We start from the raw sequence: 16545 nt of genomic DNA, 5'->3' as shown, positions 1-16545 counted from the left end.
CGGCTATCCGCCGGTGTGCACCTGGAACGCGGCCCGGCGCACGGCCTTGGCCAGGGCGGGGTCCGGGTGCGCGGCGGCGAGCGCGACCAGCACCTGCACGGTGCGGGGGTGGCCCACGGCACGGACCTCGTCGAGCAGTTGGGGGACGGTGGGCTGTACCGCGGACTCGAGGTGTCTGACGAGCAGCGGCGCCTCTCCGTGGTCGGCGACGGCGGCCGCCGTGTCCACCCACAGCCAGGTGGCCTCGTCCCGGGTGAGGACCTCGTGGGCGTCCTCGGCGTCGACCCCGTCGTGCTCGGCCAGCCACAGCAGGGCGTACGGCCGCAGGGTCGGCTCGTCCAGTACGGCGCGGACGTCGGGCTCGGCGGGGGCGCCGACGACACGCAGCGCCTCGAAGGCGAGGCCGCGCAGCAGGGCGTCCTCGCCGCGGGCGGCGCCCACGAGTTCGGTGACGGCGCTGCCGACGGTGCGGGCGGCGAGCCAGGCGCGGTATTCGGCGCGGGCGGCGTTGGGGCGCAGCTGGGCGCAGCCGCGGAGCATGTCCTCGGCCGACTGCTCGATGTTCCCGGCGGGGCTCTGCGCGGCGACGCAGATCTGCTCCAGCTTGACCCACACCGCCCAGCTGCCGAGCGGGGTGAGCGTGGCCTGGCCGTCGCCGCAGGTGAGGGCGCCGACGGAGGCGAGGGCGTGCAGGGCCCAGTCGAGGAGGGGGGCGAGCGGGGTGTCCTCGTCGGCCGGCGGCTGCCGGATGGGTTCGGGCTGGGGGCCGTACGGGATCTCGCAGCGCTCGGTGCGCAGTTCGGTGACCCGCTGCTGGAGCAGGTCGAGGAGCTGCTCGACGGGGACGGGGCCGGCGGAGAGCTGGAGGAAGGAGAGCACCTGGGGCATGGCCGAGACGACCTCGGCGACGGCGGAGGGCTCGTGTTCCGCGGGTTCCGGATGGGCGAGCGACCAGGCGTCGAAGAGGGCGACCCAGCCGCGCAGCACGGCGCTCTCATCGCGGTCCCAGGCGCGCAGCCGCCAGCTGGGGCGGGCGCTGTCGCCGTGCACCTCGACGAGGCCGGCGAGACGGGCGATGTCCCAGTCGGCGCGGACCTGGGCCACGGTCAGACCGAGATCGCCGGCGGCGCGTGCGGCGGTCGCGTCGGAGAGGGTGGCCTTGCCTTCGTCGGTCGCGCCATCGCGGCCGGGGCCGAGGGCGGCGTCGGCCCAGTGGGCGAGGCGGGCGGCGTCCGCGAGGCCGGAGCGCGCCATTCTGGCCAGTTCGGCGGGGGCGGGGGTGCCCTCCGGCGGCCGGGGTGCGGGGCGGTGCGAGCGCTGCTGGTTCATCGCTCGGGGGGCGGCGGCCAGGGGTCGCGGTCGGACGAGTCGGAGCCTTGAGTCGCGCGGGATACGGGACGTCACGGGGGCAGTCTTCCTGTTGACGGTCCGAAAACCCAAACGGAATGTCACGGCGGGCGACGGGGCTGGCCAACGCACACGGTCTTGAGGGGGCCGAAGAGGCGCGATCCAGCCAGTCGTACGGCCTTAAACGGAATGAGTGGAACCGGTTGCTGTCGGGCGCGGGCACGGTGGGCCGGGCGGGCCGGGGGGCGTCACATCAGCGGGGTCAGGAAGCGGCGCAGCCGTTCCTCGTACTCCTCGGGGTCGGCGTTCCACATCGCCCCGTGCGGGGCGTCCGGCACGGTGTGCAGGGCGACCCGGTCGGGGCGGAGGGCGGCGAGACGGCGCGAGAGGCCCCAGGGGGCGACCGTGTCGCCCGGGCCGTGGACGATCAGGGTGGGCACGTCGAGAAGGGAGGGGTCGGCGCTCTCGGCGAGGCGTTCGGCGTGCAGACCGGTGCGGCCCTGGGCGGCCCGCACGGCCAGCGGCAGCACGGGGTCCGGGGTGTGACGGGCCGCGGCGAGGGCGCGCAGCGTGGTCTCCCAGCTGAGCACCGGCGAGTCCAGGACGAGGCCGGACACCCGGTCGCGCACGGGGGAGTGCGTTGCGGCGCGCAGGGCCATGGTGGCGCCGATGGACCAGCCGAGGAGGACGACGCGGCGGGCGCCGTAGCGGACGGCGTAGCGGATCGCCGCGTCCACGTCGCGCCACTCGGTCTCGCCGAGGTGGTTCAGGCCGTCCGGCGGCCGGGGCGCGCCGAGGTCGCCGCGGTAGGCGAGGGCGAGCACGGGGAGGCGCCGGTTGTGGAGGAACCGCATCAGGTTCATGGCGTGCTCGCGGGTGGTGCCCAGGCCGTGCACCGCGATCACCCAGGTGTCCCGGTAGCCGGGCACGAACCAGGCAGGCAGGGAGCCGAGTTCGCCGGGTACGTCGATGTCGGCGTAGTCGAGGCCCAGGGCGGCGCTCGGGTTGCCGACGTACACGTTCGGGGTGAGCCAGACCTTGTCGCCGGGCTCGAGGGTGCCGTGCGTGACGCGTTCCAGACGGCGTACGACCGTGTCGGCGGTGTGCTGGGCGGCCCCCAGGACCGGGCCGACCACGGCGTGGGAGCCGTCACCCGCGAGGCCGTAGATGCCGGGGCGCAGGGAGGCCAGGTCGCGGGTGATCGTGATCTGGCCGGCCGCGGTGCCGTGCACGGTGAGCCGGGGTTCGGTGGGCAGGGGCCGCCCCGCGGGCGCCTTCAGCGCGGCGTCGCTGGCCATCCGCCCGGCGGCCACGCTCGCCGCTCCGGCTGCCAGGACCGCGGTGACGGCAGCGGCCGTCGCAGTGACTGTGCGCACGGGTCCAGTGTCCTGTTGGTCCCGGTCATCGGCCAGCGGGAAGTGGGAAGCGGGGGACGGTTCACGAAAAAAGGCCGTCGCTATTGCCGTTGCCCATAGCCCCGCAGTCGGTCCGTCACCTCTGTCAGTTGGGGTTCCGTCAGGAGGGTAGGGGTTCGGCCCGGTACCGATGTCGCTGTCAGCCATACGTGGCACATCCACTCCAGTTGGGCCGTGCGGTCGTAGGCCTGGTCGAGGGTCGTGCCGTAGGTGATCGTGCCGTGGTTCTGGAGGAGGCAGCCGGAGCGGTCGGTCAGGGCGTGGAGCATGTTCTCGGCCAACTCGGCGGTGCCGTACGTCGCATAGGGGGCGACCCGGACCGGGCCCCCGAGGGCGGCGCACATGTAGTGGATCGTCGGGAGTTCGGAGACGAGCGTCGAGACGGCCGTCGCGTGCACGGCGTGGGTGTGGACGACCGCGCCGGCGTCCGTTGTGCGGTAGATCGCCAGATGCATGGGCAGCTCGCTGGTCGGGACCAGCGTGCCGAGCACCTGACGGCCGTCGAGGTCCACCCCGGTGATGTCCCCGGGTGTCAGGCGGTCGTACGGCACGCCCGACGGCGTGACCAGCACGATGTCCCCGACGCGCACCGACACGTTGCCGGAGGTGCCGACGACCAGCCCGTCCCGCACCGTCCGGCGGGCCGTTTCGACGAGCGACAACCAGGCCCGGACCTCCGCGTCGAGCGCATCCCTCCTCCGCACCTCAGGCACACCCTGTGCGCCCTCCCGGCCATCCCCCGTGTCCCGCCGCTGTTCAGCCATGCCCGCGATCCTGCCAGCCGACGCGCGGCAGCCTGCCGGGTGACCAGAATCTCTTCAGCGGGTCGCCGGGCCGGCTGAAGACGTTCAACCAGGGCCACCGGCCAACGGGCGTCCGGGTCGCCGCGCCCGAGCGGGCAGCAATCCCCGATTTGCGACACCGCCAAGCCTGCTTGAGTTCATCTTCCGTTCATCCAGGTTTCCTACGGTCAACCGGCCGATGACCTCAAAAGATTGCCTGGGTAAATGGAAAGCTTCTCGCTGATCCTCGCGATTGTGGTGGTAACCGCACTCGCGTTTGATTTCACGAACGGTTTCCACGACACCGCCAACGCGATGGCCACGACCATCTCGACCGGTGCGCTCAGACCCAAGGTCGCGGTGGCCATGTCCGCCGCACTCAACCTCGTGGGAGCTTTCCTCTCCGTGGAGGTCGCCAACACGATCTCCAAAGGTCTCGTCGACGAGACCGGCATCCGTCCCGAGGTCATCTTCGCCGCACTGGTCGGCGCGATCCTCTGGAACCTGGTGACCTGGCTGGTGGGCCTGCCCTCCAGCTCCTCGCACGCCCTGATGGGCGGTCTGGTCGGCGCCACCATCGCCTCCGCCGGCCTCGGCGCCGTCCACGGCGACGCGCTCGTCACCAAGGTCCTTCTGCCGGCGCTCGCGGCCCCGCTCGTCGCGGGCCTGGCGGCGATGTTCGCGACCCGGTTCTCGTACGCCATCAGCAAGAACGCCGACGGCGAGGCCACCCGCAAGGGCTACCGCGCCGGCCAGATCGCCTCCGCCGGCCTGGTCTCCCTCGCGCACGGCACGAACGACGCACAGAAGACGATGGGCATCATCACCCTCGCGCTGATCGCCGGCGGTGCCGTCGCCCCCGGCTCGAACCCTCCCACCTGGGTGATCCTCTCCGCCGGTCTCGCGATCGCGCTCGGCACCTACATCGGTGGCTGGCGCATCATCCGCACGATGGGCAAGGGTCTGACCGACCTTCAGCCGCAGCAGGGCTTCGCCGCCCAGACCAGCGCGGCCACGGCCATCCTGGCCTCCTCCCACCTCGGCTTCTCGCTCTCCACCACGCACGTCGTCTCGGGCTCCGTGATGGGCGCCGGCCTCGGCCGCAAGGGCGGCGCGGTCCGCTGGTCCACCGCGACCCGCATGATCGTCGCCTGGGCGCTGACTCTGCCGGCCGCCGCGCTGGTCGGCGCGCTCGCGGAAAGCGTGACGGACCTGGGCGACTGGGCCACCGCCGTCGTCGCCGTCTTCCTGGTCGCCGCGAGCGCCGCGATCTGGAAGCTCTCCCGCCGCGAGGTGGTCGACCACAGCAACGTCAACGACGCCGAGGAGCCGGCCGGTGTGGTGACCACGGCCATCGTCGCAGTGACGCCGCCCCCGGCGGGCACGGTGACCGAGGAACTGACGGCCACGATCCCCTCGCCCGCCCCGGCCCCGGCCACCGCCGACCCGGCCGCCCCGCCGGCCGCCGCCGTCTGAGCCCGCCCACCCGGTAATCGAAGGAAGCATCACCATGAAGATCGACTGGTCGGCCATCGGCTCCGTCTTCGGCGTCAGCCTCGTGGCCACCGTGGGCCTCGTGGCTCTCTTCACCCTCGGCGTGGCGGGTCTGTCGCGCCGCGAACGGGCCGCAGCCCAGGGCAACCCCGCGGCGCTCGCGGTGACCGGTGCGTACGTCTGCTTCGCTGCGTGCGCGGGGGCAGTGGCGTACGGCATCTACTTGATCATGGCCAAGGCCTGACGCCGGTCACGGCCGAGACCTGAACTCGGTCCCGGCGGCGTCCGCCGGGCGTGCACGGCTCCTTCCCGACCTGTTCGGGCAGGAGCCTTTCGCATGCCGTCACCCGGCGTGCGCCGGCGCCGATATGAGCCTCGGCACACTCTCCCCACGCAGGTCAACAGCAAGTTGACGGCCCTTCCGAGGGCGTGGTGGACTTCCTGAGCCATGTACGGCGGCAAGAGAGGAAGCCGGTGCGAATCCGGCGCGGTCCCGCCACTGTCACCGGGGAAGAACTCCCCGGGAGCCAGGAACTCTCACCGCCGGTCTCGTCGAACCAGGGCGTGGACACCCTGAGTGAGGACATATCGCCATGCGCGGCTGCGGATTGAGGTACGGCACCAGGTCGCTTCCCGACCCCTCGGCCGGCTGAGCCGATGCGTGCCGATCGCGTCTTCGCGTACGGCGCCACCGTCGGCCTCCTCGGCGACCTGCTCCTGGGCGATCCGCGCCGCGGGCATCCCGTGGCCGCGTTCGGCCGGGTCGCCGGCGCCGTCGAGCAGGTGCTGTGGCGGGACCACCGGGGACGGGGCGCGCTGCACACCGCCGTGTGCGTCGGGGGTGCCGTCGCGCTCGGGGCGGTGGCCGAGAAGGCCGTACGCACCTCCCCCGCCGCTTCCGTCGCACTGACCGCGGTTGCCACCTGGGCCGTCGTGGGCGGGACTTCACTGGCCCGGGAGGCGCGGACCGTCGGGCGGGCCCTGGAGGCGGGGGCCGTGGCCGCGGCGCGGGCGCGACTTCCGCATCTGTGCGGGCGGGATCCCCAGGCCCTGGATGCCGACGGGATCGCGCGGGCCGTCGTCGAGTCCGTCGCCGAGAACACCTCCGACGCCGTCGTGGGGGCACTGGTGTGGGGAGCCGTGGGCGGTGTGCCCGGGCTGCTCGGATTTCGTGCCGTCAACACCCTGGACGCGATGGTCGGGCACAAGTCGCCCAAGTACCGGCGGTACGGGTGGGCTTCGGCGCGGCTGGACGACGTGGCGGGGTGGCCCGGGGCGCGACTGACTGCCGTCCTGGCCGCGGTCGCCGGGGGTGACCCTCTGGGGGCCGTACGCGTCTGGCGTGCCGATGCCGCGAAGCACCCGAGTCCCAACGCGGGGCCCGTGGAAGCGTCGTTCGCGGGGGCGCTGGGGGTGCGGCTGGGCGGAACGCTGTCGTACGCAGGGCGGGTTGAACATCGGCCGGTACTGAACGAGGAGGGGCGTTCTGTGGAAGTCGGGGACATCGAGCGGGCGGTTCGGCTCTCGAAGCGCGTCGGTCTGCTCGCGCTCGGCGTCAGTGTCGCCGCGGGTCTCGTCATGAAGGGACGTACGCCATGAACGGTGGTCTCCTCGTCGCCGGTACCACCTCCGATGCCGGGAAGAGTGTCGTGACCGCCGGGATCTGTCGGTGGCTTGTGCGGCAGGGGGTCAAGGTGGCGCCGTTCAAGGCGCAGAACATGTCCCTCAACTCGTTCGTGACGCGTGAGGGTGCGGAGATCGGGCGGGCGCAGGCCATGCAGGCACAGGCGTGCCGCGTCGAGCCGACCGCGCTGATGAATCCCGTGCTGCTCAAGCCGGGCGGCGAGCAGAGCAGTCAAGTCGTGCTGCTCGGAAAGCCGGTGGGCGAGCTGAGCGCTCGCGGGTATCACGGCGGGCGGCAACAGGCGCTCCTCGGCACTGTGTTGGAGTCTCTGGAGGAGTTGCGGGGCACGTATGACGCGGTGATCTGTGAGGGGGCCGGTTCGCCCGCCGAGATCAATCTGCGGCGGACCGACATCGTGAACATGGGGATCGCCCGGAACGCGCGGCTGCCCGTGCTCGTCGTCGGCGACATCGACCGCGGGGGTGTCTTCGCCTCCTTCTTCGGGACGGTCGCACTGCTGTCGCCGGAGGACCAGGAGCTGGTCGCCGGGTTCCTCGTCAACAAGTTCCGGGGGGACATCAGCCTCCTCGAGCCGGGGCTCGACATGCTGCACGGACTGACCGGGCGGCGGACGTACGGCGTCCTGCCGTTCCGGCACGGGCTCGGGATCGACGAGGAGGACGGGCTGCGGATCTCCCTGCGGGGTGCCGTACGGGAGTCGGCCGTCGCCGCGCCGGTAGGCGAGGATGTGCTGCGCGTCGCCGTCTGCGCGGTTCCCCTCATGTCGAACTTCACGGACGTGGACGCCCTGGCCGCCGAACCGGGCGTCGTCGTACGGTTCGTGGACCGGCCGGAGGAGCTGGCCGACGCGGATCTCGTCGTCGTTCCGGGGACGCGCGGGACGGTGCGGGCCCTCGAGTGGCTGCGGGAGCGGGGGCTGGCGGAGGCGTTGCGGCGCAGGGCCGCCGACGGCCGACCCGTGCTCGGCATCTGCGGTGGCTTCCAGATGCTCGGCGAGCACATCGAGGACGACGTCGAAAGCCGCCGGGGGGACGTGGCCGGGCTCGGCATCCTGCCCGTGCGGGTGCGGTTCGCGCGGGAGAAGACCTTGGCCCGGCCCGTCGGTGAGGCACTCGGTGAGCGCGTCGAGGGGTACGAGATCCATCACGGGGTCGCCGAAGTGACCGGCGGCGAGGCCTTCTTGGACGGCTGCCGGGTCGGGCGGACCTGGGGCACGCACTGGCACGGCTCCCTGGAGTCGGACGGTTTCCGGCGGGCCTTCCTGCGCGAGGTGGCCGCCGCCGCGGGCCGCCGCTTCGTGCCCGCCCCCGACACCTCCTTCGCCGCGCTGCGCGAGGAGCAGCTGGACCGGCTCGGCGACCTGATCGAACAGCACGCGGACACCGACGCGCTCCGGCGGCTCATCGAGTCGGGCGCGCCGCAAGGACTGCCCTTCATCCCACCGGGAGCGCCCGCATGAGCACAGTGTTGTTGTTGTCGACCGCCGACACCGATCTGCTGGCGGCCCGCGCCTCCGGCGCGCCCTATCTGATCGGCAACCCGACCCGGATCGACGTCGTGGAGGAGTTGCCGTCCCTCGTCGAGGGCGCCGACCTCGCGGTCGTACGACTGCTCGGCGGCAAGCGTGCCTGGGAGGACGGGCTCGCCGCCCTCAAGGCCGCCGGGATACCCACCGTCCTGCTGGGCGGGGAGTCCGTGCCCGACGCCGAGTTGATGGCCGAGTCGTCCGTGCCGGCCGGTGTCGTGGCGGAGGCGCTGCGCTATCTGGTGGAGGGCGGGCCCGCCAACCTCACCGAACTCGCCCGGTTCCTGTCCGACACGGTGCTGCTGACCGGTGAGGGGTTCGACGAGCCGTTGCGGATGCCCGAGTACGGCGTCCACGGCGAGCGGGTGTTCCTGAGCAACCGTCCGACCGTCGGCGTGCTCTTCTACCGCGCCCATGAACTCAGCGGCAACACCGCCTTCGTCGACACATTGTGCGACGCGATCGAGGCACGCGGCGCCAACGCCCTTCCCGTGTACTGCGGTTCGCTACGCGGTGCCGACACCGGGCTGTACGAGACCCTGGCCGGCGCCGACGCCCTCGTGGCCACGGTGCTCGCGGCGGGCGGCACGCATGCCTCGCAGGCCTCGGCCGGGGGTGACGAGGAGGCCTGGGACATCGGGGCGCTCGCCGATCTCAACGTCCCTGTGCTGCAGGGCCTTTGCCTCACCTCCTCGCGAGCCGCCTGGGACGCCTCCGACGCCGCCCTCTCCCCCATGGATGCGGCGATGCAGGTCGCGATCCCGGAGTTCGACGGGCGTCTCATCACCGTGCCGTTCTCCTTCAAGGAGCAGGGCCCGGACGACGTACCGGTGTACGTCGCCGACCCCGAGCGGGCCGGACGCGTGGCCGGGATCGCTGTACGACACGCGGAGTTGAGGCACAAGGCGAACGCCGACAAAAAGGTCGCGCTCGTCTTCACCGCCTACCCGACCAAGCACTCGCGGGTCGGCAACGCGGTGGGCCTCGACACCCCCGCTTCCGCCGTACGGGTGCTGGACGCGCTGCGGAACGCCGACTACTCGCTGACCGAATACCCCGCGGGCGGTGACGAGTTGATCCACCGGCTCATCGCAGCCGGTGGCCATGATGTCGAGTGGCTCACGGAGGAGCAGCTGGCCGCCGCGCCCGCGCGCGTGCCGCTGGCCGATTACCGGGCGTGGTTCGACAAGCTCGACCCGGAGCTGCGGGCCGCGATGCTGGAGGCGTGGGGCGAGCCGCCGGGCGGACTGTACGTGGACGGTGACGACATCGTGCTCGCGTCTCTCCGGTTCGGGAACGTGGTGGTGATGATCCAGCCGCCGCGCGGCTTCGGCGAGAACCCGATCGCGATCTACCACGACCCCGACATGCCGCCGTCGCACCACTACCTGGCGGCGTACCGCTGGCTGGAGAACAGTTTCGGCGCCGACGCGGTCGTCCACATGGGCAAGCACGGCACGATGGAGTGGCTGCCGGGCAAGGGCCTCGGGCTCGGCCGCGGGTGCGCGCCGGACGCCGTGCTCGGCGATCTCCCCCTGATCTACCCGTTCATCGTCAACGACCCGGGCGAGGGCACCCAAGCCAAGCGCCGCGGGCACGCCACGGTCGTCGACCATCTGGTGCCGCCGATGGCCCGTGCCGACACCTACGGCGACCTGGCCAAGCTGGAGCAACTGCTCGACGAGTACGCGCTCGTGTCCGACCTGGACCCGGCGAAGGCACCGGCCGTCCGCGCGCAGATCTGGACGCTGGTGAAGGCGGCCGAGCTGCACCACGACCTGCAGGTGGCCGAGCAGCCGGAGGACGGCGACTTCGACGAGTTCGTCATGCACATCGACGGCTATCTCTGCGAGATCAAGGACGTGCAGATCAGGGACGGTCTGCACATCCTGGGCGGCGGGCCGGTCGGCGAGCCGCGGGTCAATCTGGTCCTGGCCGTGCTGCGCTCCTCGCAGGTGTGGGGCGGGCAGGCGAACGCGCTGCCGGGGCTCAGGGCCTCTCTGGCGGCTTATTTCGGGCTGGTCGAGAAGGAGTTGCTGGCCGAGCCGGGCGCGCCCGTGAAGGTGCCGGTCGAGCTGACGGATCTGGTCGAGGGCCCGTCCCGTACGGCCGCCGACGCGATCGACCTGCTGGAGCAGCTGTGCCGGCGGTTCGCGGAGGGGATGGAGGGGCGCGGCTGGGACGTCACCACCGTCCCGGCCCTCGTCGGTGACGTTCTCGGCTTCGAACTCCCTGATGCTGTCGCGGTGTTGGAGTTCGCCTGCAATGAGGTCGTGCCCCGCCTCGCCCGCACCACGGACGAGATCGGCCACATCCTCAAGGCGCTTGACGGCGGGTACGTTCCCGCCGGCCCGTCCGGCTCCCCCACCCGCGGTCTGGTCAACGTGCTGCCGACCGGCCGGAACTTCTACTCCGTCGACCCCAAGGCCATTCCCTCCCGACTGAGTTGGGAGGTCGGCCAGTCGCTCGCCGACTCCCTCGTACAGCGGTATCTGCAGGACACCGGCGCGTATCCGAAGTCCGTCGGTCTGACGGTGTGGGGCACCTCGGCCATGCGCACCCAGGGCGACGACATCGCCGAGATCCTGGCGCTGCTGGGCTGCCGGCCGGTCTGGGACGACGCCTCGCGCCGGGTAACCGGTTTCGAGATCGTGCCGCTCACCGAACTCGGCCGCCCGCGCATCGACGTCACGGTCCGCATCTCCGGTTTCTTCCGGGACGCGTTCCCGCACGTGGTCGGGCTGATCGACGACGCGGTGCGAGCGGTGGCCGAGCTGGACGAGCCCGCGGAGGCCAACCACGTGCGGGCGCATGTGGAGGACGACACCGCGGAGCACGGGGATCGGCGGCGGGCGACGGCACGTATCTTCGGGTCGAAGCCGGGCGCGTACGGAGCCGGTCTGCTGCCGCTGATCGACGCCCGCAACTGGCGCTCGGACGCCGACCTCGCCGAGGTGTACGCGGTGTGGGGCGGCTACGCCTACGGACGCGGGCTCGACGGGCGGGCGGCGCGCGGGGACATGGAGACGGCGTTCAAGCGGATCGCGGTGGCGGCGAAGAACGTCGACACCCGCGAGCACGACCTCGTCGACGCCGACGACTACTTCCAGTACCACGGCGGCATGGTGGCGATGGTCCGGCATCTCACCGGCGCCTCCCCCGAGGCGTACGTCGGCGACTCCGCCGTACCGGACCAGGTGAAGACCCGCACGCTGGGCGAGGAGACGCACCGGGTCTTCCGCGCCCGCGTGGTCAACCCACGCTGGATGGCGGCGATGCGCCGGCACGGGTACAAGGGCGCCTTCGAGATGGCGGCGACCGTGGACTACCTCTTCGGCTACGACGCGACGGCGGGCGTGGTCGACGACTGGATGTACGAGAAGCTCAGCGCGGAGTACGTCTTCGACGCCGAGAACCGGGACTTCATGAAGAAGTCCAACCCCTGGGCCCTGCGCGGGATCACGGAGCGGCTCATGGAAGCCGCCGACCGCGGGCTGTGGGCCGAGCCGGACGCGGACACCCTGGAGCGGCTGCGGGCCACTTACCTGGAGCTGGAGGGCGACTTGGAGGGTGACGAGAAGTGAGTACCCCGTTTCCGTTCACGGCCGTCGTCGGCCAGGACGATCTGCGGCTCGCGCTGCTGCTGAACGCCGTGTCCCCGGCAGTCGGCGGTGTACTGGTGCGCGGCGAGAAGGGCACCGCCAAGTCGACGGCCGTGCGCGCCCTTTCGGCGTTGTTGCCGGAGGTGGACGTCGTCTCCGGCTGCCGGTTCTCCTGCGACCCCGGAGCGCCCGATCCGGCGTGCCCGGACGGGCCCCACGCCCCGGGCGCCTTCGAGTCCCGTCCCGCGCGGATGGTCGAACTGCCCGTCGGTGCCTCCGAGGACCGGCTGGTCGGCGCCCTCGACATCGAACGGGCGCTCGCGGAGGGCGTGAAGGCCTTCGAACCCGGACTGCTGGCCGACGCGCACCGCGGGATCCTGTACGTCGACGAGGTGAACCTCCTCCACGACCACCTCGTCGACCTGCTCCTGGACGCCGCCGCGATGGGCGCCTCGTACGTCGAGCGCGAGGGTGTGTCGGTACGGCACGCCGCCCGCTTCCTGCTCGTCGGCACCATGAACCCCGAAGAGGGTGAGCTGCGGCCCCAACTCCTCGATCGTTTCGGGCTGACCGTGGAGGTCGCGGCCTCGCGGGAACCGGACCAGCGCGTGGAGGTAGTACGGCGGCGGCTCGCGTACGACGACGATCCCGACGGCTTCGCCACGCGGTGGGCCGACGAGGAGACCGCCGTACGGCAACGGATCTTCGCGGCACGGGAGTTGTTGCCGTCGGTGCGGCTGGGCGACGCGGCGCTCAGGCAGATCGCGGCGACCTGCGCCGCGTTCGAGGTGGACGGCATGCGCGCCGACATCGTGATGGCGCGCACGGCGACCGCGCTGGCGGCCTGGGCCAGTCGGACCGATGTGCTCGCCGAGGACGTACGGCAGGCGGCGCTGCTCGCGCTTCCTCACCGGCGCCGGCGCAACCCGTTCGACGCGCCGGGACTCGACGAGGACAAGCTGGACGAGACCCTGGAGGAGTTCAGCGAAGGACAGGGTGACGAGGATCCGGATCCGGACGGTCCTGGTGGCGGCGGGCAGCCCGCCCCCGATGCCGGGCCGCAGGGTGGTGACTCCGGCGCTCGGCCCGAGGCCGGTGAAAGTGGCGAGCCGCAGGCCTCCGGCGCCGGTGAGCAGTCCGCCGTACGGGCGTCCGAGCCCTTCCGCACCAAGGTGCTGAGCGTGCCCGGCATCGGTGAGGGCGCCGCCGGGCGGCGTTCACGGGCGCGGACCGAGCACGGGCGGACCACCGGGGCGCGTCGGCCCCAGGGGGCCCTGACCAAGCTGCACTTGGCGGCCACCGTTTGGGCGGCCGCGCCGCATCAGCGGGCACGGGGGCGGTCCGGGCCCGGCCTTGTCGTGCGCCGGGACGATCTGCGGCAGGCGACGCGTGAGGGGCGTGAGGGCAACCTCGTGCTGTTCGTCGTCGACGCCTCGGGGTCGATGGCAGCGCGGCAGCGGATGAGTGCCGTGAAAGGGGCCGTGCTGTCCCTGCTGCTCGACGCCTACCAGCGGCGGGACAAGGTGGGGCTGGTGACCTTCCGGGGGTCGGCCGCCGATGTCGCGCTGCCGCCGACCTCGTCGGTGGACGCCGCGGCTGCCCGTCTGGAGTCGCTGCCGACGGGCGGGCGTACGCCGCTCGCGGCCGGGCTACTCAAGGCGCACGACGTGCTGCGGATCGAGCGGCTCCGGGACCCGGCGCGGCGCGCGCTGGTGGTCGTGGTGACCGACGGGAGGGCCACCGGGGGCCCGGAACCGGTCGCGCTGGCCGGACGGGCGGCTCGGCTGTTCGCGGCGGAGGGTGTCGCCTCCGTGGTCGTGGACTGCGAGTCGGGGCCGGTGCGGTTGGGGCTGGCCGGGCAACTCGCGGGTGAACTGGGTGGTGCGGCGGTGACGTTGGACGAGTTGCGGGCCGACTCGATCGCCGGTCTGGTCAGGGACGTTCAGGGCAACAGGAGGGCCGCGTAATGCCGAAGGGGCAGCCGAATGCCGTACCCGACGACGGACTGACGACGCGGCAGCGGCGCAACCGGCCGCTCGTCGTCGTGCACACGGGCATCGGGAAGGGCAAGTCCACCGCCGCGTTCGGGCTCGCGCTGCGCGCCTGGAACCAGGGGTGGGCGATCGGGGTGTTCCAGTTCGTCAAGTCGGCGAAGTGGAAGGTCGGCGAGGAGAACGCGCTGCGGGTGCTCGGGGCGTCCGGTGAGGGCGGCACCGTCGACTGGCACAAGATGGGCGAGGGCTGGAGCTGGGTCCAGCGGGACGCGCAGCTGGACAACGAGGAGAAGGCTCGGGAGGGCTGGGAGCAGGTCAAGCGTGACCTGGCCGCCGAGACGTACAAGCTGTACGTGCTCGACGAGTTCGCGTACCCGATGCACTGGGGCTGGGTCGACACCGACGAGGTCGTGGCCGTGCTGCGCGACCGGCCGGGCACCCAGCACGTGGTGATCACCGGGCGGAACGCGCCGGACGAACTCGTCGACCTCGCGGACCTGGTCACCGACATGTCCAAGGTCAAGCACCCCATGGACGTGGGCCAGAAGGGCCAGAGGGGCATCGAGTGGTGATGTCGTCGTCCGTGCCCCGGCTGGTCATCGCCGCGCCGTCCTCCGGCACCGGCAAGACCACCGTCGCCACCGGGCTGATGGCCGCGCTGGCGGGGCGGGGGCTCGCCGTGTCCCCGCACAAGGTCGGGCCGGACTACATCGATCCCGGGTACCACGCCCTCGCGACCGGGCGGGTGGGGCGCAACCTCGACGCGTACCTGTGCGGGCCGGAGTTGATCGCGCCGCTGTTCCTTCATGGGGCACGCGGGTGCGACATCGCCGTCGTCGAGGGGGTGATGGGGCTGTACGACGGGGCCGCCGGGGAGGGTGAACTGGCATCCACCGCGCAGGTGGCAAAGGTGCTCCGGGCGCCGGTGGTGCTCGTCGTCGACGCGTCGTCGCAGTCGCGGTCGGTGGCGGCACTGGTGCACGGGTTCGTGTCCTGGGATCCCGGGGTGCGGGTCGGGGGCGTGATCCTGAACAAGGTCGCGTCGGATCGGCATGAGGAGTTGCTGCGGGAGGCGTTGGACTCCGTCGGGGTGCCGGTGTTGGGGGTGTTGCGGCGGGCCGCCCCGGTGGAGACGCCGTCGCGGCATCTGGGGTTGGTGCCGGTCGCCGAGCGGCGGACCGAGGCCGTGGAGGCCGTTGCGGCGATGGCCGCGCAGGTCGAGCAAGGGTGTGATCTCGAAGCGCTGTTGCAGTTGGCGCGTGGCACTGGAGCGTTGTCGGGTGCGGCCTGGGACGCGGCTGAGGTCCTGGCTTCTTCGCCCCCTCCGCCCCTCACCGTCCCGACCGTGGGGGCTGCGCCCCCAGACCCCCGCTTCCGGCCTGAACGGCCTCGTCCTCAAACGCCGGTCAGGCTGGTGGTCGCCGTTGCCGGTGGTCCCGCCTTCACCTTCTCCTATGCCGAACACTCCGAGCTGCTCGTCGCCGCCGGTGCGGAGGTCGTGGTCTTCGATCCCCTCCGTGACGAGCAACTCCCCGACAACACAGTCGGCTTGGTCATCGGCGGCGGTTTCCCCGAGGTGTACGCCGCCGAGCTGTCCGCCAACGAACCGCTCCGCAAAGCCGTCGCCGCCCTCGCGGATACCGGTGCTCCCGTCGCCGCCGAATGTGCCGGACTGCTCTATCTGTGCCGGGAGTTGGACGGTCGGCCGATGTGCGGGGTGCTGGATGCCACTGCCCGGATGAATGAGCGGCTGACTCTCGGGTACCGGGACGCCGTGGCCGTCGGGGACAGTTCACTCGCCGTCGCGGGGACCCGGATGCGGGGGCACGAGTTCCACCGGACGGTCGTCGAGCCCGGCTCGGGGGCGGCTCCCGCCTGGGGCGTCCGTGCTCCGGTACGGCGGGTCGAAGGTTTCGTGCAACAGGGCGTGCACGCGAGTTATCTGCACACGCACTGGGCGTCCGAGCCCGGTGTGGCCCGTCGGTTCGTGGAGAGGTGCCGGACGTCATGAGCAGCAGGCTGATCGGAGTCGGGGTCGGGCCGGGTGACCCAGAGCTGGTGACCGTCAAGGGGGTCAACGCCCTGCGTGCCGCCGATGTCGTCGTCGTACCCGTGATGGACACGGGTGAGCGCGGGCGTGCCGAGGCGACCGTGCTGCACTATGTGCCCGGGGAGAAGGTCGTCCGGGTCGTGTTCGCGCTCAACGAGCGGACGGACCGGGCGCGCCGGGAGGCGGCCTGGGACGCGGCCGGGGAGCGCGTCGCCGAGTTGCTCGAACAGCACCGCTCCGTGGCGTTCGCGACCATCGGCGACCCGAACGTGTACTCCACCTTCACCTATCTCGCCCAGACCATCGCGGAGCTGGTGCCGGGGGTCATGGTGGAGACCGTGCCCGGGATCACCGCCATGCAGGACCTGGCGGCGCGCTCGGGAGCCGTGCTGACCGAGGGGACCGAGCCGCTCACGCTGGTGCCGGTGACCGCCGGGGCGGCCGTGCTCAAGGAAGCGCTGAACGGGCCCGGGACGGTCGTGGCGTACAAATTCGGCCGCCAGGCCGGCGAGGTCGCCGAGGCGCTGCGGGAGACCGGGCGGATCGAGGACGCGGTGTGGGGGTCTGCGCTCGGGCTGGCCGGTGAGTCCATCCGGCCGGCGGCCGAGCTCGACGGGGCTCCGCTGCCGTACCTCTCCACCCTCATCGCGCCCGCGCCGCGCGAGGGCGGCCGGGGCGGCAAGCTGTGAGT

At 72.2% G+C, this 16545-nt stretch carries 12 protein-coding genes and 1 riboswitch; of the genes, 9 read left to right on the top strand and 3 right to left on the bottom strand.

The genetic code is table 11. From position 1 onward, the window contains the following. Window positions 1-3 precede the first annotated feature (3 nt). The 3 genes from ACFYXB_RS29380 to ACFYXB_RS29370 form a co-directional block, all read right to left on the bottom strand. The gene (locus tag ACFYXB_RS29380; protein WP_389587448.1) at window positions 4-1404 is read right to left on the bottom strand and encodes a hypothetical protein; all 1401 of its coding nucleotides are present in this window, start codon (window positions 1402-1404) and stop codon (window positions 4-6) included. 191 nt (window positions 1405-1595) lie between these two features. Further along, a complete protein-coding gene (locus tag ACFYXB_RS29375; RefSeq protein WP_389587447.1) occupies window positions 1596-2723 on the bottom strand; it encodes an alpha/beta hydrolase in 1128 nt (375 codons plus the stop codon). An 80-nt stretch (window positions 2724-2803) separates the two neighbouring features. Continuing rightward, window positions 2804-3526, bottom strand: coding sequence for a class II aldolase/adducin family protein (locus tag ACFYXB_RS29370; protein ID WP_389587445.1), 723 nt, complete (start codon window positions 3524-3526; stop codon window positions 2804-2806). A 243-nt stretch (window positions 3527-3769) separates the two neighbouring features. Here ACFYXB_RS29370 and ACFYXB_RS29365 point away from each other — a divergent pair, with 243 nt between their 5' ends. From ACFYXB_RS29365 to cobI, 9 genes are all read left to right on the top strand, one after another. Beyond that, window positions 3770-5020 carry an anion permease gene (locus ACFYXB_RS29365; RefSeq protein WP_389587443.1) on the top strand — a complete coding sequence of 417 codons (1251 nt, stop codon included), beginning with the start codon at window positions 3770-3772 and terminating at the stop codon, window positions 5018-5020. A 34-nt stretch (window positions 5021-5054) separates the two neighbouring features. Next, window positions 5055-5282 (top strand): hypothetical protein, encoded by a 228-nt coding sequence (locus ACFYXB_RS29360; protein WP_389587441.1) that lies wholly within the window; start codon window positions 5055-5057, stop codon window positions 5280-5282. A gap of 171 nt (window positions 5283-5453) precedes the next feature. After that, window positions 5454-5596, top strand: a riboswitch (cobalamin riboswitch). Window positions 5597-5695: 99 nt separating this feature from the next. Continuing rightward, on the top strand, window positions 5696-6637 hold the full coding sequence (locus ACFYXB_RS29355) for a cobalamin biosynthesis protein (RefSeq protein ID WP_389587439.1): 942 nt from the start codon (window positions 5696-5698) through the stop codon (window positions 6635-6637). Continuing rightward, the gene (locus ACFYXB_RS29350) at window positions 6634-8142 is read left to right on the top strand and encodes a cobyric acid synthase (protein ID WP_389587437.1); all 1509 of its coding nucleotides are present in this window, start codon (window positions 6634-6636) and stop codon (window positions 8140-8142) included. Before ACFYXB_RS29355 ends, ACFYXB_RS29350 begins: the two co-directional genes overlap by 4 nt. Next, window positions 8139-11792 (top strand): cobaltochelatase subunit CobN, encoded by a 3654-nt coding sequence (gene cobN, locus ACFYXB_RS29345; protein WP_389587435.1) that lies wholly within the window; start codon window positions 8139-8141, stop codon window positions 11790-11792. The genes ACFYXB_RS29350 and cobN overlap by 4 nt, the downstream gene beginning before the upstream one ends. Next, on the top strand, window positions 11789-13777 hold the full coding sequence (locus ACFYXB_RS29340; RefSeq protein WP_389587433.1) for a putative cobaltochelatase: 1989 nt from the start codon (window positions 11789-11791) through the stop codon (window positions 13775-13777). The genes cobN and ACFYXB_RS29340 overlap by 4 nt, the downstream gene beginning before the upstream one ends. Beyond that, complete coding sequence (gene cobO, locus ACFYXB_RS29335) at window positions 13777-14376, top strand: cob(I)yrinic acid a,c-diamide adenosyltransferase (RefSeq protein WP_389587431.1); 600 nt, start codon at window positions 13777-13779, stop codon at window positions 14374-14376. Before ACFYXB_RS29340 ends, cobO begins: the two co-directional genes overlap by 1 nt. Beyond that, window positions 14376-15815 carry a cobyrinate a,c-diamide synthase gene (locus tag ACFYXB_RS29330; RefSeq protein WP_389587429.1) on the top strand — a complete coding sequence of 480 codons (1440 nt, stop codon included), beginning with the start codon at window positions 14376-14378 and terminating at the stop codon, window positions 15813-15815. The genes cobO and ACFYXB_RS29330 overlap by 1 nt, the downstream gene beginning before the upstream one ends. After that, window positions 15812-16543: a precorrin-2 C(20)-methyltransferase gene (cobI, locus tag ACFYXB_RS29325; RefSeq protein ID WP_388496528.1), complete on the top strand. Its 732-nt coding sequence runs from the start codon at window positions 15812-15814 to the stop codon at window positions 16541-16543. Before ACFYXB_RS29330 ends, cobI begins: the two co-directional genes overlap by 4 nt. Window positions 16544-16545: the final 2 nt, after the last annotated feature.

This window comes from Streptomyces sp. NPDC002619, assembly GCF_042889305.1.
Taxonomy (GTDB): Bacteria; Actinomycetota; Actinomycetes; order Streptomycetales; family Streptomycetaceae; genus Streptomyces.
Note: the sequence above shows the minus strand (reverse complement) of the source record. Positions and strands in the feature narration are given on the sequence as shown.

Coding starts and splice junctions, on each gene's coding strand:
- ACFYXB_RS29370 (WP_389587445.1), bottom strand. CDS start 3,526: ATGGCTGAACAGCGGCGGGACACGGGGGATGGCCGGGAGGGCGCACAG.
- ACFYXB_RS29365 (WP_389587443.1), top strand. CDS start 3,770: ATGGAAAGCTTCTCGCTGATCCTCGCGATTGTGGTGGTAACCGCACTC.
- ACFYXB_RS29360 (WP_389587441.1), top strand. CDS start 5,055: ATGAAGATCGACTGGTCGGCCATCGGCTCCGTCTTCGGCGTCAGCCTC.
- ACFYXB_RS29355 (WP_389587439.1), top strand. CDS start 5,696: ATGCGTGCCGATCGCGTCTTCGCGTACGGCGCCACCGTCGGCCTCCTC.
- ACFYXB_RS29350 (WP_389587437.1), top strand. CDS start 6,634: ATGAACGGTGGTCTCCTCGTCGCCGGTACCACCTCCGATGCCGGGAAG.
- cobN (WP_389587435.1), top strand. CDS start 8,139: ATGAGCACAGTGTTGTTGTTGTCGACCGCCGACACCGATCTGCTGGCG.
- cobO (WP_389587431.1), top strand. CDS start 13,777: ATGCCGAAGGGGCAGCCGAATGCCGTACCCGACGACGGACTGACGACG.
- ACFYXB_RS29330 (WP_389587429.1), top strand. CDS start 14,376: ATGTCGTCGTCCGTGCCCCGGCTGGTCATCGCCGCGCCGTCCTCCGGC.
- cobI (WP_388496528.1), top strand. CDS start 15,812: ATGAGCAGCAGGCTGATCGGAGTCGGGGTCGGGCCGGGTGACCCAGAG.